This is a genomic window from Ruminococcus flavefaciens AE3010 (genome assembly GCF_000526795.1).
GTDB lineage: Bacteria > Bacillota > Clostridia > Oscillospirales > Ruminococcaceae > Ruminococcus > Ruminococcus flavefaciens_D.
In genome coordinates this window covers 486,893-509,094 of the sequence record NZ_JAGT01000001.1, presented here as the reverse complement: position 1 = coordinate 509,094, position 22,202 = coordinate 486,893, and the positions used below count along the sequence as shown (strand labels likewise).

Here is a 22,202-nt window from a genome sequence, read left to right as displayed (position 1 = left end):
TCTGCCTCCTTACATTTCTTCAATTGTGTATACTGCTTCATTCTCTTCCTTAGCCTTGCGGTCATTAAGGAACTTTATAGTCTGATCGGGATAGCAGATGTAGCTCATTACATCTTCCTCGCTGCGGCAAAGGTCACCGAGAGCTTCTCTTGCAGCTGTGAACTCTTCGCCTGTGCGCTTTTGATCCTCGATACGGCAGTCAACTGCTTCGCTGTCACCGAGTACCTTCTCAACAAGCTCCTGTGCGATAGGTGCAGGAGGATTGCCGTATTCGCCTTTTATGTAATTCTTTATCTCCTTGGAGATATTCTTGTATCTTTCGCCTACAAGAACGTTTGTTACAGCCTGATTTCCCACCATCTGTGAAAGAGGGGTAACAAGCGGAGGATAACCCATATCGGCTCTTACCTTTGGAATTTCAGCGAGAGCATCATCAAACTTATCCATAGCGTGCATATCTGTAAGGTTGGCGATCATATTTGAAAGCATACCGCCGGGCACCTTGTAAACGAGAGCCTGAGCATCTGTTGCAAGGCTCTTTGGGTTGAGCTGTCCGTTGTCGATATACTTCTGCTTGATAGGCTTGAAGTAATCGTTTACTTTATTTATAATGTCCTCATTAAGACCTGACTCAATGCCGTACTGCTGGAGAGCATAGAACATTGTCTCTGTTGCAGGCTGAGATGTACCGCCTGAGAAGCATGATGTTGCACAGTCGATAACATCAATGCCTGACTCGATAGCCTTGGTAAGTGTCATATAAGCCATACCTGTTGTACAGTGAGTATGGAGTATAAGTGTCATATCGCCGATAGCGTCCTTGATGCCCTTTATAAGATGCTCAGCCTCATAAGGAGACATTGTACCTGCCATATCCTTGAGGCAGATGGTATCAAAGCCCATTGTCTTGAGCTCCTTGCACATCTCAATATACTTGTCAACTGTATGTACGGGGCTCTGTGTGTATGAGATACATCCTGAAGCGATAGTCTTTTCTGTTGCGTATTTCTTCGTAGCTTCAAGAGCTGTACCAATATTTCTGAAATCATTGAGAGCATCAAAGATACGGATAACGTCGATACCGTTTTTGATAGAAAGTTCAATGAACTTCTCTACTACATCGTCGTGGTAGTGCTTATAGCCCAGAAGATTCTGACCTCTGAGAAGCATCTGGAGTCTGCTGTTGGGAAGATTCTTTCTGAGATTGCGAAGTCTCTCCCACGGATCCTCACCGAGATAACGCAGACATGAGTCGAAGGTAGCTCCGCCCCAGCACTCGATAGAGTAATATCCTGCCTTGTCCATATCGGCGAGGATACCCTCATAATCCGAATAAGGCAGACGTGTTGCCATCAATGACTGATTGGCGTCACGCAAAACGGTTTCTGTCAGTTGCACTTTTTTCATGTACAAGCCTCCTCAAAAATAACTCTGCATAGCAGAAAAAATTTATATAAGTAATTAAACAGTGGGATATAATGCATTTCCTGCAAAAACCCCAATCAAATTTTATTATATCACAGTTAAAAACAAATTTCCACTATTTTTTCCAATTTTATAATTATTTTTTTATTTAAACAAAATCTGACACAGAACAAACAAAAAGACTTGCACATCGCAAGTCTTTTATTGCTATTATAATGCGTCAATAAACTCTTTTATTGCGCTCTCGGCAGCATCTACCCGCTTTCTGAATTCTGCTGCGGATATCCTCATTGCTCCGTTACCGAGAATTATCATCTGTTCAAGTCCGTCAGAAGTCGCCACGCGGACTCTGTGTTTCTTCGAAAGCTCATGACTGACCTTTTCAATGTAAGAATCAGCTGTTTCCGATTCCTTTGTGTAAACAATATTAATATTGCAATACTTTTCAATGTCACGATGCTTGCCCTTTACTTTGTAAGCATCAAACACAAGGATAAGTTCACTTCCGTTATAGCCCTGATAATTGCACATTCTGTGTATCAGCTCGGCTCTTGCGGCGTCTAAATTCTCCTCAGCTATCTTTTTGAGGTCGTCCCATGCAAAAATAATATTATATCCGTCAACGAGAAGATAGTCAGGTCCCTCATATTGAGGAAGCCGAACTTTTTTATCTTCTATCGATGCAGCTTTCGTTTTCTTGAAGGCTCTTACGGGATCTCTGTTTATCTTACCGTAGGTCATTTCAAATATCGCCATAAGCTCCTCGTCACTTACGGCTTTTTCAATGAATCTGGCAGCTTTTTCGTTTCGCTGTTCGTTGCTGTCAATATCTTCGGCATCATTTGAAATAAGCGGAAGGTGCATATGTTCATAGGCTTCATTCCATTTTACGACATATCCCGCTCCGTGACTGCAAAATATTGAATCAGCACTGTTTTCGGTATCCCTGTCACAATCATAACCTATTTCTTCAATTACCTCTTCAGTATTGTGACACTCTTTGTAGCCGCTAAGTGCAAAAGATATTCTTCCCTTTCCGTGAGTATATGCAATAAAGTCAGAGCGGTAGTCGTTTATCTCGGAAACAGGTGCGTTTCCACGAATTATTGACATCTCTCCAAGACTTTCGGGAGCCTCGAATTCTGCACACATATGCTGGAGATCAGATATTGCTTTACCGACATTTTCAGTGGGAAGTTCTATCTCATAATCATAGTATGGTTCAAGCAATATAGATTCAGCAAGACGAAGTCCCTGTCTTACGGCGCGGTAAGTTGCCTGTCGGAAATCTCCGCCCTCTGTATGCTTCAAATGTGCTTTTCCCGAAACGAGAGTCATCTTTATATCGGTTATGGGGGAACCTGTCAGAACACCAAGATGAGTTTTCTCTTCAAGATGTGTCAATATCAGTCTCTGCCAGTTGCGATCAAGCTCATCCTCGGAGCATACTGTATCAAAGATAATGCCGCTGCCTCTCGGCATTGGTTCAAGAAGTATATGAGCTTCGGCATAGTGGCGCAGGGGCTCATAATGTCCTACTCCCTCAACAGATGATTTTATAGTTTCTTTATAAGTGACCGCACCATTCTCAAATGAGACAGCATATCCGAAACGTTCAAAAACAAGCTTTGTCAGCACTTCAAGCTGTACAGCCCCCATTATCTGTATATGAATGTCTTTGTTCTGCTCATTCCAGCAAATATGGAGCTGAGGATCTTCATCTTCAAGAAGCCGGAGCTCTTTAAGAACATCAAAGGCATTTTTTTCTTTTGGATAAATAACTCTATACGTCATAACAGGCTCAAACAAAACATCGCTTGAACTTCTCTCGGAGCCTATACCCTGTCCCGCAAAAGTTCCGACAAGACCTGTTAAAGCACATATATCACCTGCTTCTGCGGTATCAGATGTTCTAAACTTTTCGCCTGTGTAAAAACGAATAGAGCTTACTTTGCTTTTTTGCTCGCTGCCATCGCAGTCAGTATAACAAAGCTCGTCCCTCATTTTCAGACAGCCGCCTGTTATCTTCATATGAGTGAGACGGCTCCCTTTTGAGTCGTAAGAGATCTTATAGACCTTGGCACTGAATTCATTTCGGTATGTTTTTTCGCATGTGTATTCATCAATAACCGATAAAAACTCCTCAACGCCCTGCATCTTTAAAGCAGAGCCGAAAAAGCAGGGAAAAACTCGTCGCTCGTTCAGAGCATGTATAATATCATTCTTTTCCACGAAGCCGTTTTCAACGTATTTTTCCATGATCTCTTCATCGCAAAGTGCTGTATTTTCCGAAATATCGCGGTAATCAGCTGTAAAATCAACTATGTTCTGCGACAGGCGGCTTCTGAGATCATTTACAACAAAGCTTTTATCAGCACCAATAAGGTCCATTTTATTTACGAAGATAAAAACAGGTACTTCATACTTTCTGAGCATATTCCATAATGTGGAAGTGTGGCTCTGAACGCCGTCTGTACCGCTTATAACTAATATAGCATAATCAAGGACACACATAGTTCGCTCGGTTTCTGCAAGAAAATCGACGTGTCCAGGAGTATCAAGGAGCGTGATCCGAGAATCCTTTGTGAAAAGCTCAGCCTGTGCAGAAAAAATGGTAATTCCGCGTTCTTTTTCTATTGAATTTGTGTCAAGAACTGTATTTCCGCTGTCAACTCGTCCGAGACTGCGTATACTTCCTGACTTATAAAGCATCGCTTCTGCAAGTGTTGTCTTACCCGAATCCACATGAGCAGTTATTCCAACAGTAATTCTTTTCATCGTATCACCTCCTGTTACATATGAATAATTTCATAATAAAGAAAACTGAATACAAATAAACTATCACATAACGATATAATAAAGAATATAATACCAATAAATACTAAAATAAGGTGGAATATGAGGTACAGAAAAAAATCCGGCAAATCAAGATGTAAAATATTTGTTGTATTTGTGACTTTGGCTTTCTTGGTCATTCTATTTATAATAGAAAAAAGAATAAGTCCCGTAGCTGAATTGCAGGCGGAGCATATTGCTCAGAAGAACGCCACTGATATTATCGAAAAAACAGTCTCGGATTACCTAGAAGATAACAGATTTACATACAGCGATTTTGCAGCTGTTTTATATGACGACAAGAAAAAAGTCACAGCGATAGAGACTATACCTTATAACATCAACAAGGTACAGTCAGAGCTTGGAGAACTTTTAAACAGAAACCTTGAAAAAAGCAGTCAAAAATCAACTAAAATACCAATAGGTTCGCTTGCAAACTCACATATTCTGTCAGGTAAAGGTCCTAAAATCAGAATAAGAGTATCGCCTGTAGGTTCGGCACAGATAAAGCTCCGAAACGACTTCCAAAGTGCAGGAGTCAATCAGACATGCCACAGGATAACTGCGATCATAAAGGTAAAAATGACATCATCAGTACCGCTTTACAGCTTTGAGACATGTGTGGAGTTTGAGTTTATTATCGCTGAAAACGTAATCGTTGGAGATGTGCCCGACTATAACCCATATTCTTTTATTGATTCAGTCAATTGAGTCTGATTTTACTTGTTTCCCTCTGCACAAACCCATTTTTTACCGTCCTGAGTGTGTATTTTTATTGCTTTAAAGCCTGCATTTTCAAGAAGTTCATAAAATTCTGCAAGTGTGGGATTGAAGAGCCGATACTTTTGTATCCCTTCAATATCTTCCTTGTCAAGCTCTGCATCGCCGTTTATATCAGCAACGATAAGGAATTTACCGCCTTTTGCAAGAACACGGTATACTTCTTTAAGATTTTGCTGCGGCTCAGGCCAGAAATAAAAGCTCTCAACCGTAATTATTTTATCAAAAGAATTATCCTCGAAAGGAAGTTTCTCTACAGATGCTTCAGCGACTTTGACTTTTCCACATTCAACATCGTTTATATTATGCTTTGTTGAAAGTTTTACAGAAAGCTCAGAGTAATCCACACCGATGATCTTTCCGTTTTTAACCTTTTGCGACATTTTTCTTATTGTCTCACCGCCGCCGCAGCCAATATCAAGAACATTGTCATTATCCCTGAACTCAAAAAATCCAAGAGCCCAATCTGTTACGGGAGCATGGTGTTCGTTCATGCCTGCAAGCATTTCTGCACCTGCGTCGCCATGAGGCTTGCGCGGATCACCCAATTCGGTTATTGATACTTTTTTGTCTTTCACTCTTATTCTCCTGTTCCGTCTTCAACCTAAAAAGGCTGACGTAAAACGACAGCCTTTTTGTAATTATTCTACTGTAACACTCTTTGCAAGATTTCTCGGCTTATCTACATCATAGCCCTTTGCAACCGATACATAGTATCCGAGAAGCTGAAGCGGGATGACCGAGAGACTGCCTGCAAAATGGCAATCGGTCTGAGGAATATATACTGTAAAGTCAGCAAGATCCTCCATACTGTAATTCCCATATGTTGTAAGTCCCATGAGAGAAGCGCCACGGCTCTTTACCTCGACCATATTGCTTACGGTCTTTTCATAAAGATCCTGCTGGGTAAGTACACCGATAACAGGCACGCCCTCCTCGATAAGGCTGATAGGACCGTGCTTGAGCTCACCTGCGGCGTAAGCCTCGGAGTGGATATAGCTGATCTCTTTCATCTTGAGGCTTCCCTCAAGTCCGATAGCGTAGTCAATGCCTCGTCCGATAAAGAATGCGTCCTTAGCGCTTGCAAGCTTGTTTGCATACCACTGGATACGCTCCTTATCCTCAAGTATCTTTTCGATCTTGTCAGGAATAGTGTAAAGCTCATTAAGAAGCTCTTCACACTTCTCCTCTGTCATTTCTCCTCTTGCAACAGCAAACTGAAGGGCAAGCAGATATGCAGCAATGAGCTGAGTGCTGTATGCCTTTGTAGTTGCAACAGAAATCTCGGGACCTGCAAGTGTGTAGAATACGTTATCAGCTTCACGTGCAATTGAAGAACCAACAACATTAACGATACCAAGAGTCATTATGCCCTTAGCCTTTGCCTCTCTGAGAGCTGCAAGGCTGTCAGCTGTTTCACCTGACTGGCTGATGATTATAACAAGACTGTCCTTAACAAGAGACATCTTTCTGTATCTGAATTCGGAAGCAAGCTCAACTCTTACAGGAATAGATGTGAAGTCCTCAATAACATACTGTGCAGCCATACCAACGTGATATGCGCTTCCGCAGGCAACAATGTATATCTGACTGATCTTCTGCATTTCCTCGTCTGTGAGTCCCACATCGGAGAAATCGATCTTTCCGTCTTTTATTACTGAGTTGATAGTATCACGCACAACCTTTGGCTGCTCGTGAATCTCCTTGAGCATGAAGTGCTCGAAACCGCCCTTTTCAGCAGCCTCAGCGTCCCACTTGATCTCTGTGAGAGGCTTTGTGATCTCTTCACGGTCAATATTGTAGAAAGTAACTGCCCCCTTTTCAAGCTTAGCGATCTCCATATTGCCGATATAGTATACATTTCTTGTATATTTAAGGATAGCGGGAACATCGGAAGCAACATATGTTTCACCGTTTGCGATACCGATTATCATCGGGCTGTCCTTACGTGCAGTATATATCTCACCGGGATAATCCTTGAACATTACGCATAAAGCGTAAGAACCTCTTATACGGATCATTGCGCGAGCAATAGAATCTACTGGTCCGAGACCGTACTTCTTGAAATAGTAGTCGATAAGTTTGACAGCTACCTCGGTATCTGTCTGAGAATTGAAGCTGTAACCACTCTTTACAAGCTTCTCCTTGAGCTCCTGATAATTCTCGATAATACCGTTATGAACTGCAATAACATTTTCGTCGTCACTGCTGTGAGGATGAGCATTGAGAGCTGACGGCTCACCGTGAGTTGCCCAGCGTGTATGACCAATACCGCAATCGCCCTTTACAGCATTACCGTTATTTGTCATTTCCTTGAGGACTTTAAGCTTTCCCTTAGCCTTTACGACCTCAGTCTCTTTTTCGCCGTCACGAACAGCGATTCCCGCTGAGTCATAGCCTCTGTATTCAAGCTTTGAAAGTCCGTCAAGCAGAATAGGTGCTGCCTGCGCACTTCCTGTAAAGCCAACGATTCCGCACATATTTTATTTCCTCCAGTTTATGTAATAATCTTTTATTAATCAATAATTTATATTGAAAAAAGCCATAGTATATTTATTATATAACAAAGATGTTGTTTTGTCAACTCAAATATTGCGGATAGTATTATTTCTTTGAAATATTATTCTGAGTAGGGGCTGTTGCTCTTGCAATAGGAGATTTTTCGACTTTAGTGCCAAGGTGGTCGTCTGTTTTGACGGACAGCTTGAAACCATCCTGCTTTCGATAATCTGTTGCACCTGCTTTTTTGTGAACAGACTTCATACTTGATCTCATTATCGATACAACTACAAATCCTATAAGCATTCCGATTATAAGACTGATAAAAAATGTCTGTATAGGGCTTGGCTGACTTGCGCCAACACGTTCATCTTGTGTACCTGCACTTGCGTCATATTCACCTGCATAGTCATTCAGTATATCTTCGGCATCGTCCTCGTCAATAAATTCAAATTCATAATCTGCAGAAGCCGTCATTGCAATATTAAGTGAAGGAGTTTTCTGACCCATTGAGCCTGCTGCACAGAACATAAGCAAAACAGAAGCAGCAGCTGCTGCGAATTTTTTCAAACTCATTTTCTCATCTCCTTATAAGCCTAAAACACGCATCAAAATAAAGCAAACAGCAGTTGCAGCTGCCGATACGCCAATGAACCACTTCATAGCTGCTCCCGAATCGACAGGCAGATCTCCCACAAATTTACCCGTCTGACCGTTCATAGCAAAGGTATACTTATTTCCGTTCCATGTAGTATTAAGGAGCCATACGGGATAAAGCGCGTATTTCGCTTTTCCTCCTTTAAGAGAAATATTTCCGTTTTCCTTATTGAACGTATCATATCCCTGTACAGTGCTTGCGAAAAGCTGCTCCGTTGTATTTTTTATACGCTGATTTGCACGTTCAACGCTATCCTCGGCTGTTACATCGTATTTATCCGCAAGATATCCCGATAAATATGCAGTCTGGAAATCAACAGCACCATTTGCATCAAACGGTTCTATGGACTCCATAAGCTCATCGGCCATTTTCTTTGAGCCGTCTACAGGTACGTTTTCAAAAACAACACTGCCCTCACGTCTTACAGAGTAGTAGCTTCTTTCAATATAATTGAAGTTGTTGTCGCTCCTGCGTTTAATTTTTTCAGCCTTGTATATAATCTGAGCGTCAGCTTCGGCGTCAAAAAGCCATACAGGAACGTAAACTCCCTTAATTTCGTCGATGTGATTCTGGTCCTTGAAAACCTTTGGAAGCAGCTTTCTGCCCTCAATATGTTTATTAAGCGCGTTTTTTGCTGCATTTTTATCGAATTTGAAAGGAATTATTCTATCAGGCTTGAGTACACCCGAGAAATTACCGCTCATAACAACAGGATTATCACAGTAGGGACACGTAGTTGCGGAAGTAGTTGCGTCTGTAATGATCTCGCCGCCGCAGGACTTGCACTTATAAACACGCATGCCCTCAGCTTCGCCCTCGCTCCATTCGCTTCCCGCTTCTGATTCCCATGCCATATCATCTTCCTTGGCATTTTCAAGAACACTGTCATATTCCTTTAAAGACTCAACATCAAATTCAGAATCACAAAAGGGGCATTTCATCTTCTGAGTGTTGCTGTCAAATTCAAGCTTTCCGCCGCAGGCAGGACACTTGTATTCCATAACATCAGGCATCTTTTTCACCTCATCAATATCTTTATATTAAAACAGGCGGACGCCGAGGTCCGCCCGTTATGTAGTAATTACTTTACAATATCATCATCGGTGAAAGGATCGCCGCACTCAGGGCAGAACTTAGGAGGATTCTTTGGATCCTCAGGTTCCCAGCCGCACTTGTCACACTTGTAGAGAGGTGCGCCCTCAGGCTTTTTCTGTCCGCAGTTTGAGCAGAATCTGCCCTTATTTACTGCGCCGCAGTCACATGTCCAGCCATCGGGAGTAAGTACAACAGGCTTTTGCTTTCCACAGCTTGCGCAGAACTTGCCTGTATTTGTCTCGCCGCACTCACACTTCCATGATTCAGCTGCGCCGCCTGTAGGTGGCTGTGGCTGCTGAGCCTGCTGTGCCTGATTCTGCTGCGCCATACCAAAGAGGCTCTGAGCATTCATGCCGCCTGCCTGCTGAGCCATGCCCATACCGAAAAGTCCCATTGCAGCACCGTTTGGATTGCTTGCGGCGTTCTGCATAGCCTGTGCCTGCGCTTCAACGAGAGTAGCAGCAGCATTGCCGGGATCGCGGTTCCAAGCTCTGTCTTCAAATTCCTGGATACGCTTCATATCAGCGTCGCTTACAGTTGCTGAAAGAATGCTTACGGACCAGATCTTGAGACCTCTCTTCTCGATCCATACAGGATTTACCTGTGTCTCAAATGCCTGCTTAACCTCGCTCTGCTTGCCGGGAAGCTCATCGTATCTGATACCTGTAGCTGAGATAGCAGCAAATGCAGGCTGCAGAGCATCAACGAATTCGCCTCTGAGCTGATTGTCAAGCTCTGAACGAGTATATCTGTCTGTAACGTTTCCGCATACGTTAACGTAGAAAACTACAGGATCAGCAATTCTGTAGGAGTAGATACCGTTGCAGCGAACGCCTACAGTAAAGCTTCTTCCGAGATCGGGATATGTCATTCTGAAAGGAACAGGGTTCTGTGTACCGAACTTATTGTCAACGAGCTCCTTCATATTGAAGTAGTAAATTCTCTGATCCTTAGCAGCTGTACCGCCGTGCTTGATACGATCCCACATCTCCTTGAAGGTCTCCTTGAGACCAGCACCGAAGCTGCTGGAGAAGATACTGGGTGAAGTACCTGTTTCATATTTGTATACGCCGGGCTCTGTAGCAATTTCAGTTACCACGCCCTGGTCGACCATGATCATAGCCTGACCTTCATGTACAACGATACCGCTTCCGTCGGAGATTACGTTATCATTTCCCTTTGTGTTGGAAGAATGTTTGCCAAGCTGCTTCTTTCCTCTTACAACGAGAACATCAGCAGGAATTGATTCACATACGAAGAATTCCAGCCATGTATCAGCCAGTGTTTGACTTGCTCCTACGAGAGCTGCCTTGATAAGTCCCATAATTTAAGCTCCTTTCGGGAATGATCCCTATAAAATTTCACGGAAAATAGCTGATTTCCGTCAATTATCTGTCAGTTTTTAACCAACATATTGTAATTATAACATATTTTAAAGAAAAATGCACTACCTTTTAGCAATTTTTTCCTGTTATAGAAATATTTTTATTATTTAACAATATTATTCCCATTCTTTCCATACATCGGGACAGTAGCCAATGGTCGCTTTTTTACCGTTTCTGACTACAGGAGTTCGTATTATCTGAGGATTTCCCAGTATCTTTTCCTCCTTGTCCTCCTCGGACAGATATTGCAGCATTGCAAGCAGGTCTTTATCCTTATGATCGGTATTTATAAGCATGTCAGTACCGCCCACAGCCTGCTTCACATTATTGAACTCTCCGCGGCTCATACCCTTTTCTTTCATGTCTATGAACTGGTATTTTACGCCACGTTCCTTGAAATAGCGCTCGGCTTTTTTACTGTCGAAGCACTTTTTAGTACCAAAAATCTGTATATTCATCGTTAATTCTCCTCGGCAAAGGCAAGATCCATATTATCAGCTTCGCGTACAAGCTTGAATTCTATGCTGTGAAGATCGAGTCCGTTCTGTGCAAAATAAAGGCGTATTGCCGTAAAGCGTGAGAACATGGGTATTTCACAGGCCAGCGGTATGAGCTTTCCCTCTGTTCCGTTCCATGTAAGAGTGCCGCTGGCTGTACCCATTGCAAATATGGTAACAGGTATCTGCGCAAGCGGGCTCTGAACAGATGATGCTGTGATAGTAACATTATACCAGCCAAGCTTCTTTATGATAAGTGCAAATGAGTGATTCTTACCCTTTTCGCTTCTGATGTTTGAAAGATCAAGCTTTAAAGAATCCTCAATTTCGTAGAAAACAACAGGTTCGTCAGACAGCTCTTCACTGTCGGGACGGTTTATTATCTCAACAATGTCTTCTTCTCCAATGAGGCGCTTCATTGCGTGGGTGCCCATAATAAAACCAAGTACATTCATTGCATTTCGCTGAAGCTCCGCTCTTGTGAGGGAGCCGTTCTTTAGTGCAGCTTCAATATCCGCATCAACGCAAGAGCTGTCTGAGCAGACCATATATACGTCGTTCTGAGCTCTTGCCATAGGAACATAATAGCTTCGCTTTGGTTCTTCACCTCTGTAGTTAACATTCGCCCACCAGTCAGTCATGGTAAAGCCCTTGAAGCCCCATTCGTCACGAAGCACCACAGTGTTCAGATCAAAGCTTCCTGCGGTCCATAAGCCGTTTATAGCTCCGTAGGTCGTCATTATCGTTTTGGCTCCTCCTACTTTAACAGCTATTTCAAACCCTCTGAGATATATCTCACGGAGAGCTCTTTCGGACACAACTGAATCAAGGAAATGACGGTTCGTCTCCTGATTGTTTGCACAGAAGTGCTTAATTGTACCTGTAACACCAACTTTGTGAAGTCCGTTTAGCTCTGCCGAAGCCATCTGTCCTGTGAGGAAAGGATCTTCCGAGAAGTACTCAAAGTTTCTGCCGTTAAGTGGATGACGATGAATATTCATTCCGGGGCCGAGCAAGCAATCCACCTTGTTTGCTATCATTTCAGTTCCCATGAACTCAAAAAGCTCCTCGACAAGCTCACGGTTGAAGGTAGAAGCTATAAGCGTGCCATTGGGCAGGCTGAAAGCCTTTGTTCCGCAGTCGAGTCTCATTCCTGATGGACCGTCAGAACAGCATCCCGCAGGGATACCGAATTTAACGAGTTCATCGGAAACTCCGCCAAATGCAGAAGCTGTTCCTGCAGTTACTCTCGGACTTCCCATGCCCTCGCCGCGAATTATACACGAGAGATCGTGGTCTGACAGCTGAGCAACGAACTGCTCCATTGTGGCATTTCCGTTCTTCACATCAACAAGCTTTATACCTTTATCTCCTGTGTATGCAATCTCCTTTGGAAGATGTTCGAGTCTGCGCTTTTCTTCGTCAACATTGCTGAGAGGGACACTTTCCAATATCTTCGTAATCCCCTCAGCGTTCTCAGCTGCCTTGAATCTTTCAAAGGCTTCAACAGGTGCCAGCACCTGCGAACACTGCTCAATAACTGTATCTTCTTCTATCTCAAAATGGAATTGATCGATACAGTTTCTCGCGTTGCTGCCTATATGGAGCGCATATCTGCCTTTTTCAAGTACCCAGCAATGCTTGCCCTCGCTGTCATCATATGAAGCTATATCTCTGTGATCTATTTTTATTTTCAAGGACTGTGACTCGCCCGGCGCAAGTTCTTTTGTCTTTACAAATCCGCAGAGGACTCTCTTGGCTCTGCCAAGCTTCCCCTGTGGAGCTTCGCAGTATACCTGAACGACTTCCTTGCCGCGGTAGCTTCCTGTATTTGTCACTCTGACATTGATCATGCTTTCACTATCGTATTTTTTTGCGTAAGTCAATTCAATATCAAATGTTGTATACGATAATCCAAAGCCAAATGGATATAGAACTCTGTCTTTTGCAAAGGTCTCGAACCAGCGGTAGCCTACGAAAATATCCTCTGCATAAACCGCTTTATTCTTGTCACCGAAATACTCGTCCGAGGGATAATCTGAAATTTTATATGCTATCGTGTCAGGAAGCTTGCCCGATGGGCTGGCCTTACCTGTCAGTACAGCAGCAGTACCTGTTCCGCCTGTCATGCCGCCCTGCCATACATATAATAATGAATCAGGTGAGCATTCCAATATCTGCTCAAGGTCGATAAGTCCGCCGACATTGAGAAGTACAACGACTTTCTTGAAATACTTCCTAACTTTTCTCAGCATATCAAGCTCCACAGATGTGAGAAGATAGGAGCCTTCTTCAAGACGTGCGTCCTGCTCCTCGCCTGCTGTTCTGCCTATTATAACAATAGCAGTTTCACTTACAGACGCAGCTTCCTCGGCTATGCTGTCGTCAAGAGGCATTTCCTTTTGGTTCCATGGCTCTCCGCCCCAGCCTCCGCCCTGATCAAAGGGGTTCTCTTCGTCCCATTTGCGGTATATATCACGCAGTTTTTCATTTATCTTAACGCCTGCTTCCGCAAGTCCGTCAACGATGCCTGTTACCTTTGATACATTGACCATACCGCCAGAGCCTGTACCGCTCTTATAATAATGGAGCTGTATACGTCCGAAAACAGAAACCGTCTTGCTCATATCCAGCGGCAGAGCATTATTGTCATTTTTTAGCATGACAATGCCCTCAGCAACAATTTCTGCGGCTTTTTCAAGATATTTATTCCAGTCAAGAGTTCTTTTCATAGCAATAGCCTCCCTGCGAAAAAATATTATGAATACATTATATCAAATTTGATCTTCCATTTCAAGGACTTTAGTCAAAATTAAACAAAAAGTTCATTTTTATAAAAAAAGCGAGGCATTTGCCTCGCTCTTATGTATAATTAACCGAAGTATCTCTTGAGAAGTCCCTCGAAAGCCTTGCCGTGACGAGCTTCGTCCTTTGCCATTTCATGAACTGTATCATGGATAGCGTCCAGATTGAGCTCTTTAGCTCTCTTAGCGAGCCTGAGCTTGCCCTCTGTTGCACCGTGCTCGGCAGCAACTCTCTTTTCAAGGTTTTCTTTTGTGGAAGATGAAAGCACCTCGCCGAGAAGCTCTGCAAACTTAGCAGCGTGCTCAGCTTCCTCATATGCAGCCTTTTCCCAGTAAGCGCCTATCTCAGCATAGCCCTCTCTGTAAGCTACTCTTGCCATTGCAAGATACATACCAACCTCTGAACACTCACCGCTGAAATTAGATCTAAGTCCGTCAAGGATCTCCTGATCTGTTACAGCCTTTGCAACTCCAAGCTCATGCTCGCAGGCAAAAACAAGCTTGTCGCCCATTTCCTTCTCAATGAACTTTGAGCCGGGAACACCGCACTGTGGACATTTTTCAGGTGGTTCGTTTCCTTCGTGAACGTATCCGCAAATTGGACATACATAGGTTTTCATAGTAGTATACCTCCATAGTTTTAAAATATTTTAGTCCGTGCTAAGCTGAAAGCCTTGCTGAAATGGACATTTTAAACTGAATGCTTTACTCTGTCATGCTCCTCTGCACGTTTTCCGTTGTTGAAACGGTCAAGTGTACCAACGAGATAGCCTGTAATTCTTCTTATTCTGTCGAAAGGAACATCCTGCGCAAAATCATAGCGGAGATCAACGTATTCACCGTCGGTCTTTACTGTCATGCCAAGAATCTCTCTGTCGCTGTACTTTTTCTTGCCATAGTCGATATAGGCGTTGATCTCGTCCTGTGAGAGCTGTTCGCCGATAACATTGATTTTCATAATATTTTGACCTCCATAAACATAGTATTGACAAATGTCTGAATATATTGTATCATAAAACATATTAAAAATCTGTTGCATATGCAACATCAGGAGAGTTTTTTTATGTTACCTGAAGATAATATACTATTTAAAGGCATTGAGCATGACGACTGTCACCGCATGATAAGCTGCTTTAACGCGGATATAAAGAAATTCAAGTCCGGAAACCGCATAATGGATTACTCTGATAATCCCGACAAGCTCGGAATAATATTAAACGGCACAGCAGTCATGGTACGCTATGATATGAATGGTGTACGTTCTATTTTGGAATCCCTTGAAGAACAAAGCATTTTCGGGGTATATTTCACTTTTACAGCCTCACAGCGAAGCGGTATTGAGATAGTTGCTGAAAGCGACTGCGAAGTCATGTTTGTTAAACGGTCTGAAATTACAAAAAGATGCGAAAACGCCTGTCAGTGCCATTCACGTGTAGTCGAAAATCTACTTGATCTTATGTCTGAAAAGGCTATATCCCTGAATGAACGTATCGAAGTCCTGAGCCAGCGCTCCATTGAGGATAAGCTTATCATCTGTCTGAGTATCATAGAGGAAAAAACTCCAAAAGGCAAAGCTCCTCAGATACCTTTTTCAACTACTGCTCTTTCAGACTACCTTTGCGTAAACAGAAGCGCCTTACAGCGTGAGATATCAAGACTGAAAAAAGCAGGGATACTTACAATATCCAAACGAAAATTTCGGTTACAGCATAATCAGGAACACGATATATAAAAAATAACAATTTTGTCATATCTGAAATTATGTGTTGACTTTTCTTTATTGAAATGATAAACTTATAAATGCTGATTTTTAAATTGAAAGGAAAAAATAAACTATGATTTGGGAGATAATCAAAACAATTATTCTCGGAATCGTCGAGGGGATCACTGAATGGCTGCCCATAAGCAGTACAGGACATCTTATCCTTGTCGGCGAATTCTTAAAACTCGACCAGTCAGATGACTTCAAAGAGATGTTCGACGTTGTAATACAATTTGGAGCTATTCTTGCTGTCGTTGTCATATTCTGGAAGAAGCTGTGGCCCTTCGGCAAGAAAGACAACGCTCACCCGCTGAACAAATCACCTTTCGGTCAGATGATAAAGACAGATATCTTTATGATGTGGTTCAAAGTCCTTGCAGCCTGCATACCAGCAGCTGTTATCGGACTCCTGCTTGATGACTGGATAGACGAGCATTTCTACAATCCGTGGACGGTTGCAGTAGCGCTCATTGTTTTCGGTATCGCATTTATTGTTGTTGAAAACTGGAACAAAGGCAAAAATCCCAAGATAAAAACAATATCCGAACTCACATTCAATGCAGCATTCATTATCGGCGCTTTTCAGCTTATAGCAGCTGTTTTTCCGGGAACCTCACGTTCGGGTGCAACTATTGTCGGAGCACTTCTTATCGGAGTTTCTCGTACTGTAGCAGCTGAATTCACATTCTATCTTGCTATTCCCGTTATGTTCGGAGCAAGTCTCCTTAAACTTGTAAAATTCGGATTCGACTTCACAGGCAGTGAGCTGGCAGTCCTTCTTATTGGCTGCGTTGTTTCATTCCTTGTCTCAATATTCGTTATCAAATTCCTTATGGACTACATAAAAAAACACGATTTCAAGGTCTTCGGCTGGTACAGAATAGTGCTCGGTATACTTGTACTGCTCTATTTCGGTGGAAAAGCTCTTATAAAATGACGAAAGGCAGCTCGATGAGCTGCCTTTTTATTATTCTTCATCGAAGGAATCAAGGTCGATGCCTGCAAGAAGCTCCTTGAGCTCTGCAAGCTCGTCAGCTGTAAGAGTAACGCCCTTACCCATTCTTGAATGATCGGGAGACCACTCACGGATATCGTACTTTGGCTCGTGCTCGTTCCAGCTTACCATATTAAGCTCCTTTGTCCACCCCTTTGCATTCTCTGAGAGAACGCCTACCTTCTCTGTTATTTCGTATTTAAGCTCTGCCATTTTCATTTCTCCTTTCATTTTTTGGCTGTTTACCATTCAATTTAGTATTATAACATAAAACATAATAAAAAGCAACAGCCACGGAGAAAAAAATTCAAATAGATACTCTTAGAAAATCAAGCGCCTTACTGTAAAGCTGTCTCGGGCGGCATCTCTCTGATATCAGAGCCTCTGCAAAAGCTACAGCATCTTCGATATTACGTGAAAAATCGGATATTATCTCCTTTTCGCCGCTTTTTCTGTCGATGACCTCTATCCCGTATGTAATAAATTCGTCACCGTACATATAAAGCCTTCCGCTCAGAACACGGTACGTGACCTTGTTATCGCCGTATATCTCCATATATACAGTTTTGTCTTTAACCTCATGCTTTATTCTTTTTACTATCCCGAACATATTTATGCTCCCTTCGTTTTGTTCCGTCATATGACAATATCATTATAACATCAACAGGATACAATGTGAACGGGTATTTTTTTTGTTGAACAGAAAGCTTTAAGCAGCTTTTTGACGAAAAAACTCGCCGAAACGGCGAGTTTTTTCTATTCCATATCATTTATCTGCATATATAACCGCTGCATCTGGATATCAGTCTCAGCTATTCTTTCGGCGCATTCACGGAGCTCTTCGGATATTTCGGGGGTTATCTCCGTCGAGGTCTTATATTTGAGCTGATGCTCAAGGCTTGCCCAGAAATCCATGGCTATGGTTCGTATCTGTATCTCTACAGGAGCATATTCTTTGTGAGTTGACAGATAAACAGGCACATTCAGTATCATATGATAGCTTCTGTATCCGCTGGGCTTTGGATTCTTAATGTAGTCCTTGCGCTTTATAACAGTGAAATCATCACGTCTGCCAAGCATTTCGACTATTGCATATATGTCAGATATATAGTAGCAGGTAACACGGATTCCCGCAAGGTCGAGCAGATTCTTCCTTGCGGCATCTGTAGAGATAGGCAGTCCCTTTTTTTGTAGTTTCCCGATTATGGACTGTGGCGATTTCAGTCTGCTTTCAATATTATGGATAGGATTTCTCTGGAATTTAACACTGAATTCATTGTCAAGAATGTTTAGATGTGTCCTTACTACTTCAATAGCCGAATCGTAAAGGTGCTGAAGCTGTAAAAAATCATAGAAAACATGAGAGAACATCTCCTTCATTGACTCGCTGTTGTCCGTAAGTGCGGGGAGATTGTCAAATGCTTCTGTAATGAAGTCTTTTTCGCTCATATGTTTCCTTCCTTTCTGTCTTTAGTCCGTATTATCCTCGCCTTCTGTATATTCAAAACGTTCTGTACCGCTTTCAGCCTTACTGAACTGCGTCTTGTAAAGCTCGGTATATACTCCTCCCTTATTCACAAGCTCGCTGTGAGTACCTCTTTCTGATATTATACCGTCCTTGATGACAAGTATCTCATCAGCGGCGAGAATAGTGGAAAGTCTGTGTGCGATAAGAATACTTGTTCTTGACGAGATTAGGGGATCTATGGCGTCCTGTATCTTCTGCTCGGATATAGAATCCAGAGCAGATGTAGCTTCATCAAAAATCATGAGCGCAGGATCCTTTAACAGTACGCGGGCAATTGATATACGCTGTTTTTCGCCGCCTGAGAGCTTCAGTCCTCTGTTTCCGACAACAGTATCAAGACCTGTCTCCTGCTTTTCAATGAATTCGTAGATATTAGCCTGCTTGCAGGCTTCAATAAGCTCCTCTTCTGTAGCGTCAGGCTTTGCGTACAGAAGGTTTTCGCGGATAGTTCCGTTGAAAAGGTATGTTTCCTGACTAACGATGCCTATATGCTTGCGAAGATACTCAAGATCAAGCTTCCTGACGTCAATACCGTCAAACAGTACGCTTCCTGCGGTAACGTCGTAAAGGCGAGGAATAAGATTTACAAGAGTACTCTTTCCCGAGCCTGAGGGACCGACAACAGCAATGCACTTGCCGCTTTCAAGGGAGAAGTTGATATCATTGAGTATCTGACGCTCCTTATCGTAATAGAAGCCCACATTTCTGAACTCCACCTCGCCCTCGGGCTCTTTATCGGGAGTTATGGCGTCGGGAGCGTTCTCTATCTCCACCGGCATATCGAAATACTCAAATATTCTTGTAAACATAGCCATTGAGCGAATCCAGTCCACCTGAATATTCAGAAGCTGATTAACAGGACCGTACATTCTGCCGAGAAGAGCCACAAGTACTGTGATATCGCCCACAGTGAGATCAGAATCATACTTCATCATGAGAATACCGCCTGCAAGATATATGAGCATAGGTCCGATGCTTGAAAATGTTGTAAGAGCAACTCTGAACCAGCGCCCCGCCATTCCCTCACGAATATTTAGCTTTATCATCTTGCGGTTGACATTTTCGTACCTGTCGTACTCAGTCTGCTCCATACCGAAAAGCTTTACCAGAAGCTGACCGCTGACAGACATTGTCTCATTGAGTATGCCGTTGATCTCATCGCTGCAAGCCTGTGATTCCTTGGTTATGGACCACCTTGTTTTTCCTGCGCTTCGTGTGGGTATAGCAAAAAGCGGCACCACAAGCATACCCACGATTGCAAGTACCCAGTTCTGTCTGAACATTACTATCATAGCAACTATGAGAGTAATGGAGTTTGATAATATACTTGTCAGTGTATTTGTGATTATCTGCTGAACGCCCGATATATCGCTTGTCATTCGCGTTATGATATCGCCCTGATTATTCGATGTAAAGAATCTCTGGGACATCTTCTGCAAATGAGCATACATCTTATTGCGCATATCATAGGTTATATGCTGAGCTATCCATGTATTCATGTAGCTTTCAAGTACTCCTATGAGATTAGCTCCGAGAGTTACTGCCAATGACATCACGATAAAGAATATCAGTTTATTGAGACTTCTTCCAATAAGTCCCTCGTCGATTATCTTACCTGTAATAACAGATGGCAGAAGGGTAAGCGTCGATGAAATGATTATAGCTGCAAGAACTATAAGCATCTGCTTCCAATACGGCTTCAGATAGGAAAAAATCCTTTTGAGCAGTGCTTTTGTAACTTTAGGGCGGTTTTTCTTTTCCTCATCGGTAAGGTAGCCCATTCCTCGCGGTCCACCAACAGGCGGCATAAATATCAACTCCCAATGTTATTTTTGTTCATGAAACTGTTTTTCCGTCCATGGCTTCAACTATTTTATTAACAGCACCGTAATAGTCCTCCTTGACGGTAAGTTCATTTGCTGCCTTTAGCGCTGTATCAAGCTCCTTAGGTGTCTTTTCTTCGGAGTATGCGATCATTTTTCTGCTCTTTGTATCAAGCATAAGCATTATCCCGCTTTTGTCGATGTATTTACGTTTATAATAGGTTTTCAGTATATCTTCATTTGGCGTTGTTGAGTTGTTTTTTGAGACAAGAAGCGTTATATCTTCCTTACACGATGAAAGAGCTTTCTCCAAAGCCTTGCTCTGCTCATATTCAAAAAGCTGAACATTATCGGTTATATGATCGGGGCACAGCTCTCCCAGCTGTAAAAGACGCATGATCCCTTTTCTGTAATCGCCTTTCATTATCTCCTTTGTGGACCAGTATACAGCGTTTTCCTGAGCTTTTTCACCTATATTTGTCAGACAGGTGCCCGTTTTATAGACAACATCTTCATTAGTGTCATTATTTATGAGAATTATAAGGCAGCTGCCCTTTGCTTCATATATATCAGCAAATGCATCAGCAGCATAATCATAAGGCGATTTATCACCGAGCTCATTTACCGTAATGACAGCCGTGTTAATAAGCTTCGCATTATACAGCCAGCCTGCATAGTCGTTGCATGCTTTTGTATCTTCAAGACTTAGCAGACCTGCTTTGTCAAAGACATACGTTCCCTCGGCAGCTTTTACCTCGCGTTCCGTAAATGGCTGGCTTGTTGCTTCGACGTTGTGCTTTGGTACATAGGTGCTGCTCTTTGAGGAACAGCTGCAGATCGTAAGTGCGACAGCAGCTGCAAAAACAGCTGCGGATAAAAATTTTTTCAAAAAAATCATTCCTTGCTCTTGTAATTACTATTATATTTTAGTATAATTTAATAGAAAAATCAAGTACAACCGATCAATAAATTTTTTGTAAAGGAGCTGCAGTATGGATTACCGCGTACAAGGCAGAGATATTATCGTACATGAACCAGACCTCGACCTTGATGAAACTCTTGACTGCGGACAGGCTTTCCGCTGGAAAAAGATACCCTCTGATTATGGCTGTACATATGAGGGATATTTTATAAACGACAAACTTACGATCTCGCAGACAAGCAAAAGTAATTTTATTTTTCACGATACATCTGAGAACGATTTTGTCTCAAAGTGGATAAACTACTTTGACTTTGAGACCGACTACTCAGAGCTGAAGCGCTGCTTTTCGGAAGATGAAACTCTCTCAAAGGCCTGCGAATTTGCACAGGGCATCCGCTTGCTGAAGCAGGACAGCTGGGAGTGCCTTATTTCCTTTATTATTTCCCAGAACAATAATATTCCCCGTATCAAAGGCATTATCGACCGTCTCTGCGAGCATTACAAAGGGAAATTTCCCGACCCGCCGCAGCTCAGTTCCGAAACAGAAGAGTCTCTGGCATATCTCAGAAGCGGCTTCCGCGCAAAATATATTCTCGACGCCGCCTGCAAGTCTGCCAATAATGAGATCAGTCTCGATAAGATCGCAGAAATGCCGATAGACGAAGCCCGTACTGCTCTGAAGCAGATAAAAGGCGTTGGACCTAAGGTCGCTGAATGTGTTCTGCTTTTTGGAATGTACAGGACAGAAGCATTCCCTGTTGATGTGTGGATAAAACGAGTTCTCGCTCAGTATTACCCGGAAGGATTCCCTGAATTTGCCAAAAGCAAAGGTGGTATAGCTCAGCAGTATCTTTTTCATTACATAAGGAATTTGCCCAAACAAGGCGAATAAACCATAAAAAATCTGCCGATACTCCCCATAAATAACTTTTGAGGAGATATTATGGTTAAAGGTGTAAACAAAAACATTATCGAGATTCAAAATCCTGACAGTCTGTATTTTGAAAAGGCTGTACTTTATGTAAGACCCAATGTTACCGTATTCCCTGAAGCTGTCAGGCGCAAGGAAGCCGAACGGCTTCTTCACAGTCTGATGCCTGATAAAGGTACAGGGAAAAGGAACAGGCTCAAAAAAGCTGTTTTAGCTGCTCTGCTGGCTTTATTTCTTGGTATTGTACTGTTTCTGCTTCTATAG

21 protein-coding genes are annotated in these 22,202 nt (G+C 42.6%); 5 read left to right on the top strand and 16 right to left on the bottom strand.

What is annotated here, in order from left to right; genetic code table 11:
• Nucleotides 1-9 precede the first annotated feature (9 nt).
• Both N774_RS0102250 and N774_RS0102245 read right to left on the bottom strand, forming a co-directional pair.
• On the bottom strand, nucleotides 10-1,407 hold the full coding sequence (locus N774_RS0102250) for a pyruvate carboxylase subunit B (RefSeq protein WP_024859677.1): 1,398 nt from the start codon (nucleotides 1,405-1,407) through the stop codon (nucleotides 10-12).
• 228 nt (nucleotides 1,408-1,635) lie between these two features.
• Complete coding sequence (locus tag N774_RS0102245) at nucleotides 1,636-4,203, bottom strand: translation factor GTPase family protein (RefSeq protein WP_024859676.1); 2,568 nt, start codon at nucleotides 4,201-4,203, stop codon at nucleotides 1,636-1,638.
• Between the two features lie 120 nt (nucleotides 4,204-4,323).
• On the opposite strand from N774_RS0102245, the gene yunB reads away from it, so the two are divergent.
• The gene (gene yunB, locus N774_RS0102240; protein WP_024859675.1) at nucleotides 4,324-4,971 is read left to right on the top strand and encodes a sporulation protein YunB; all 648 of its coding nucleotides are present in this window, start codon (nucleotides 4,324-4,326) and stop codon (nucleotides 4,969-4,971) included.
• 8 nt (nucleotides 4,972-4,979) lie between these two features.
• On the opposite strand, the gene N774_RS0102235 is transcribed toward yunB, so the two are convergent.
• From N774_RS0102235 to nrdD, 9 genes are all read right to left on the bottom strand, one after another.
• Nucleotides 4,980-5,546, bottom strand: coding sequence for a class I SAM-dependent methyltransferase (locus tag N774_RS0102235; RefSeq protein ID WP_080770537.1), 567 nt, complete (start codon nucleotides 5,544-5,546; stop codon nucleotides 4,980-4,982).
• Nucleotides 5,547-5,681: 135 nt separating this feature from the next.
• Nucleotides 5,682-7,520 (bottom strand): glutamine--fructose-6-phosphate transaminase (isomerizing), encoded by a 1,839-nt coding sequence (gene glmS, locus N774_RS0102230; RefSeq protein ID WP_024859673.1) that lies wholly within the window; start codon nucleotides 7,518-7,520, stop codon nucleotides 5,682-5,684.
• 124 nt (nucleotides 7,521-7,644) lie between these two features.
• Entirely contained in the window at nucleotides 7,645-8,115 is a 471-nt protein-coding gene (locus N774_RS0102225; RefSeq protein ID WP_024859672.1) for a hypothetical protein, read from the bottom strand.
• 12 nt (nucleotides 8,116-8,127) lie between these two features.
• Nucleotides 8,128-9,210 (bottom strand): hypothetical protein, encoded by a 1,083-nt coding sequence (locus N774_RS0102220; protein ID WP_024859671.1) that lies wholly within the window; start codon nucleotides 9,208-9,210, stop codon nucleotides 8,128-8,130.
• Between the two features lie 68 nt (nucleotides 9,211-9,278).
• Nucleotides 9,279-10,616: an SPFH domain-containing protein gene (locus N774_RS0102215; RefSeq protein ID WP_024859670.1), complete on the bottom strand. Its 1,338-nt coding sequence runs from the start codon at nucleotides 10,614-10,616 to the stop codon at nucleotides 9,279-9,281.
• A gap of 177 nt (nucleotides 10,617-10,793) precedes the next feature.
• Nucleotides 10,794-11,135, bottom strand: coding sequence for an arsenate reductase family protein (locus N774_RS0102210; protein ID WP_024859669.1), 342 nt, complete (start codon nucleotides 11,133-11,135; stop codon nucleotides 10,794-10,796).
• 2 nt (nucleotides 11,136-11,137) lie between these two features.
• Nucleotides 11,138-13,906 (bottom strand): glycoside hydrolase family 3 protein, encoded by a 2,769-nt coding sequence (locus tag N774_RS0102205; RefSeq protein ID WP_024859668.1) that lies wholly within the window; start codon nucleotides 13,904-13,906, stop codon nucleotides 11,138-11,140.
• 140 nt (nucleotides 13,907-14,046) lie between these two features.
• Entirely contained in the window at nucleotides 14,047-14,598 is a 552-nt protein-coding gene (locus N774_RS0102200) for an NADH peroxidase (RefSeq protein WP_024859667.1), read from the bottom strand.
• A 71-nt stretch (nucleotides 14,599-14,669) separates the two neighbouring features.
• On the bottom strand, nucleotides 14,670-14,936 hold the full coding sequence (gene nrdD, locus N774_RS0102195) for an anaerobic ribonucleoside-triphosphate reductase (RefSeq protein ID WP_024859666.1): 267 nt from the start codon (nucleotides 14,934-14,936) through the stop codon (nucleotides 14,670-14,672).
• A 105-nt stretch (nucleotides 14,937-15,041) separates the two neighbouring features.
• Here nrdD and N774_RS0102190 point away from each other — a divergent pair, with 105 nt between their 5' ends.
• Nucleotides 15,042-15,710, top strand: coding sequence for a Crp/Fnr family transcriptional regulator (locus N774_RS0102190; protein WP_024859665.1), 669 nt, complete (start codon nucleotides 15,042-15,044; stop codon nucleotides 15,708-15,710).
• Nucleotides 15,711-15,813: 103 nt separating this feature from the next.
• A complete protein-coding gene (locus tag N774_RS0102185; protein ID WP_024859664.1) occupies nucleotides 15,814-16,677 on the top strand; it encodes an undecaprenyl-diphosphate phosphatase in 864 nt (287 codons plus the stop codon).
• Nucleotides 16,678-16,707: 30 nt separating this feature from the next.
• Here N774_RS0102185 and N774_RS0102180 read toward each other — a convergent pair whose 3' ends face one another.
• The 5 genes from N774_RS0102180 to N774_RS0102160 all read right to left on the bottom strand — a co-directional run bounded on the left by N774_RS0102180 (nucleotide 16,708) and on the right by N774_RS0102160 (nucleotide 20,974).
• The gene (locus N774_RS0102180; protein WP_024859663.1) at nucleotides 16,708-16,947 is read right to left on the bottom strand and encodes a YdbC family protein; all 240 of its coding nucleotides are present in this window, start codon (nucleotides 16,945-16,947) and stop codon (nucleotides 16,708-16,710) included.
• Nucleotides 16,948-17,041: 94 nt separating this feature from the next.
• Nucleotides 17,042-17,344 (bottom strand): hypothetical protein, encoded by a 303-nt coding sequence (locus N774_RS0102175; RefSeq protein ID WP_024859662.1) that lies wholly within the window; start codon nucleotides 17,342-17,344, stop codon nucleotides 17,042-17,044.
• Between the two features lie 146 nt (nucleotides 17,345-17,490).
• The gene (locus N774_RS0102170; protein WP_024859661.1) at nucleotides 17,491-18,183 is read right to left on the bottom strand and encodes a GTP pyrophosphokinase; all 693 of its coding nucleotides are present in this window, start codon (nucleotides 18,181-18,183) and stop codon (nucleotides 17,491-17,493) included.
• A gap of 21 nt (nucleotides 18,184-18,204) precedes the next feature.
• Nucleotides 18,205-20,070 (bottom strand): ABC transporter ATP-binding protein, encoded by a 1,866-nt coding sequence (locus N774_RS0102165; protein WP_024859660.1) that lies wholly within the window; start codon nucleotides 20,068-20,070, stop codon nucleotides 18,205-18,207.
• A gap of 28 nt (nucleotides 20,071-20,098) precedes the next feature.
• Nucleotides 20,099-20,974 (bottom strand): TPM domain-containing protein, encoded by an 876-nt coding sequence (locus N774_RS0102160; protein WP_024859659.1) that lies wholly within the window; start codon nucleotides 20,972-20,974, stop codon nucleotides 20,099-20,101.
• A gap of 103 nt (nucleotides 20,975-21,077) precedes the next feature.
• Between N774_RS0102160 and N774_RS0102155 the strand changes: the two genes are divergently transcribed.
• Nucleotides 21,078-21,899, top strand: a complete 822-nt coding sequence (locus tag N774_RS0102155) for a DNA-3-methyladenine glycosylase family protein (protein ID WP_024859658.1) — start codon at nucleotides 21,078-21,080, stop codon at nucleotides 21,897-21,899.
• Nucleotides 21,900-21,950: 51 nt separating this feature from the next.
• Nucleotides 21,951-22,202, top strand: coding sequence for a hypothetical protein (locus tag N774_RS0102150; RefSeq protein ID WP_024859657.1), 252 nt, complete (start codon nucleotides 21,951-21,953; stop codon nucleotides 22,200-22,202).

What these genes read in the sequence shown, in the direction of transcription:
- N774_RS0102250 (WP_024859677.1), bottom strand. Translation starts at nt 1,407, where the DNA reads ATGAAAAAAGTGCAACTGACAGAAACCGTTTTGCGTGACGCCAATCAG.
- N774_RS0102245 (WP_024859676.1), bottom strand. Translation starts at nt 4,203, where the DNA reads ATGAAAAGAATTACTGTTGGAATAACTGCTCATGTGGATTCGGGTAAG.
- N774_RS0102225 (WP_024859672.1), bottom strand. Translation starts at nt 8,115, where the DNA reads ATGAGTTTGAAAAAATTCGCAGCAGCTGCTGCTTCTGTTTTGCTTATG.
- N774_RS0102175 (WP_024859662.1), bottom strand. Translation starts at nt 17,344, where the DNA reads ATGTTCGGGATAGTAAAAAGAATAAAGCATGAGGTTAAAGACAAAACT.
- N774_RS0102155 (WP_024859658.1), top strand. Translation starts at nt 21,078, where the DNA reads ATGGATTACCGCGTACAAGGCAGAGATATTATCGTACATGAACCAGAC.
- N774_RS0102165 (WP_024859660.1), bottom strand. Translation starts at nt 20,070, where the DNA reads ATGCCGCCTGTTGGTGGACCGCGAGGAATGGGCTACCTTACCGATGAG.
- N774_RS0102210 (WP_024859669.1), bottom strand. Translation starts at nt 11,135, where the DNA reads ATGAATATACAGATTTTTGGTACTAAAAAGTGCTTCGACAGTAAAAAA.
- N774_RS0102220 (WP_024859671.1), bottom strand. Translation starts at nt 9,210, where the DNA reads ATGCCTGATGTTATGGAATACAAGTGTCCTGCCTGCGGCGGAAAGCTT.
- N774_RS0102170 (WP_024859661.1), bottom strand. Translation starts at nt 18,183, where the DNA reads ATGAGCGAAAAAGACTTCATTACAGAAGCATTTGACAATCTCCCCGCA.
- N774_RS0102235 (WP_080770537.1), bottom strand. Translation starts at nt 5,546, where the DNA reads ATGCTTGCAGGCATGAACGAACACCATGCTCCCGTAACAGATTGGGCT.
- N774_RS0102150 (WP_024859657.1), top strand. Translation starts at nt 21,951, where the DNA reads ATGGTTAAAGGTGTAAACAAAAACATTATCGAGATTCAAAATCCTGAC.
- N774_RS0102215 (WP_024859670.1), bottom strand. Translation starts at nt 10,616, where the DNA reads ATGGGACTTATCAAGGCAGCTCTCGTAGGAGCAAGTCAAACACTGGCT.
- N774_RS0102200 (WP_024859667.1), bottom strand. Translation starts at nt 14,598, where the DNA reads ATGAAAACCTATGTATGTCCAATTTGCGGATACGTTCACGAAGGAAAC.
- nrdD (WP_024859666.1), bottom strand. Translation starts at nt 14,936, where the DNA reads ATGAAAATCAATGTTATCGGCGAACAGCTCTCACAGGACGAGATCAAC.
- N774_RS0102205 (WP_024859668.1), bottom strand. Translation starts at nt 13,906, where the DNA reads ATGAAAAGAACTCTTGACTGGAATAAATATCTTGAAAAAGCCGCAGAA.
- yunB (WP_024859675.1), top strand. Translation starts at nt 4,324, where the DNA reads ATGAGGTACAGAAAAAAATCCGGCAAATCAAGATGTAAAATATTTGTT.
- glmS (WP_024859673.1), bottom strand. Translation starts at nt 7,520, where the DNA reads ATGTGCGGAATCGTTGGCTTTACAGGAAGTGCGCAGGCAGCACCTATT.
- N774_RS0102180 (WP_024859663.1), bottom strand. Translation starts at nt 16,947, where the DNA reads ATGGCAGAGCTTAAATACGAAATAACAGAGAAGGTAGGCGTTCTCTCA.
- N774_RS0102190 (WP_024859665.1), top strand. Translation starts at nt 15,042, where the DNA reads ATGTTACCTGAAGATAATATACTATTTAAAGGCATTGAGCATGACGAC.
- N774_RS0102185 (WP_024859664.1), top strand. Translation starts at nt 15,814, where the DNA reads ATGATTTGGGAGATAATCAAAACAATTATTCTCGGAATCGTCGAGGGG.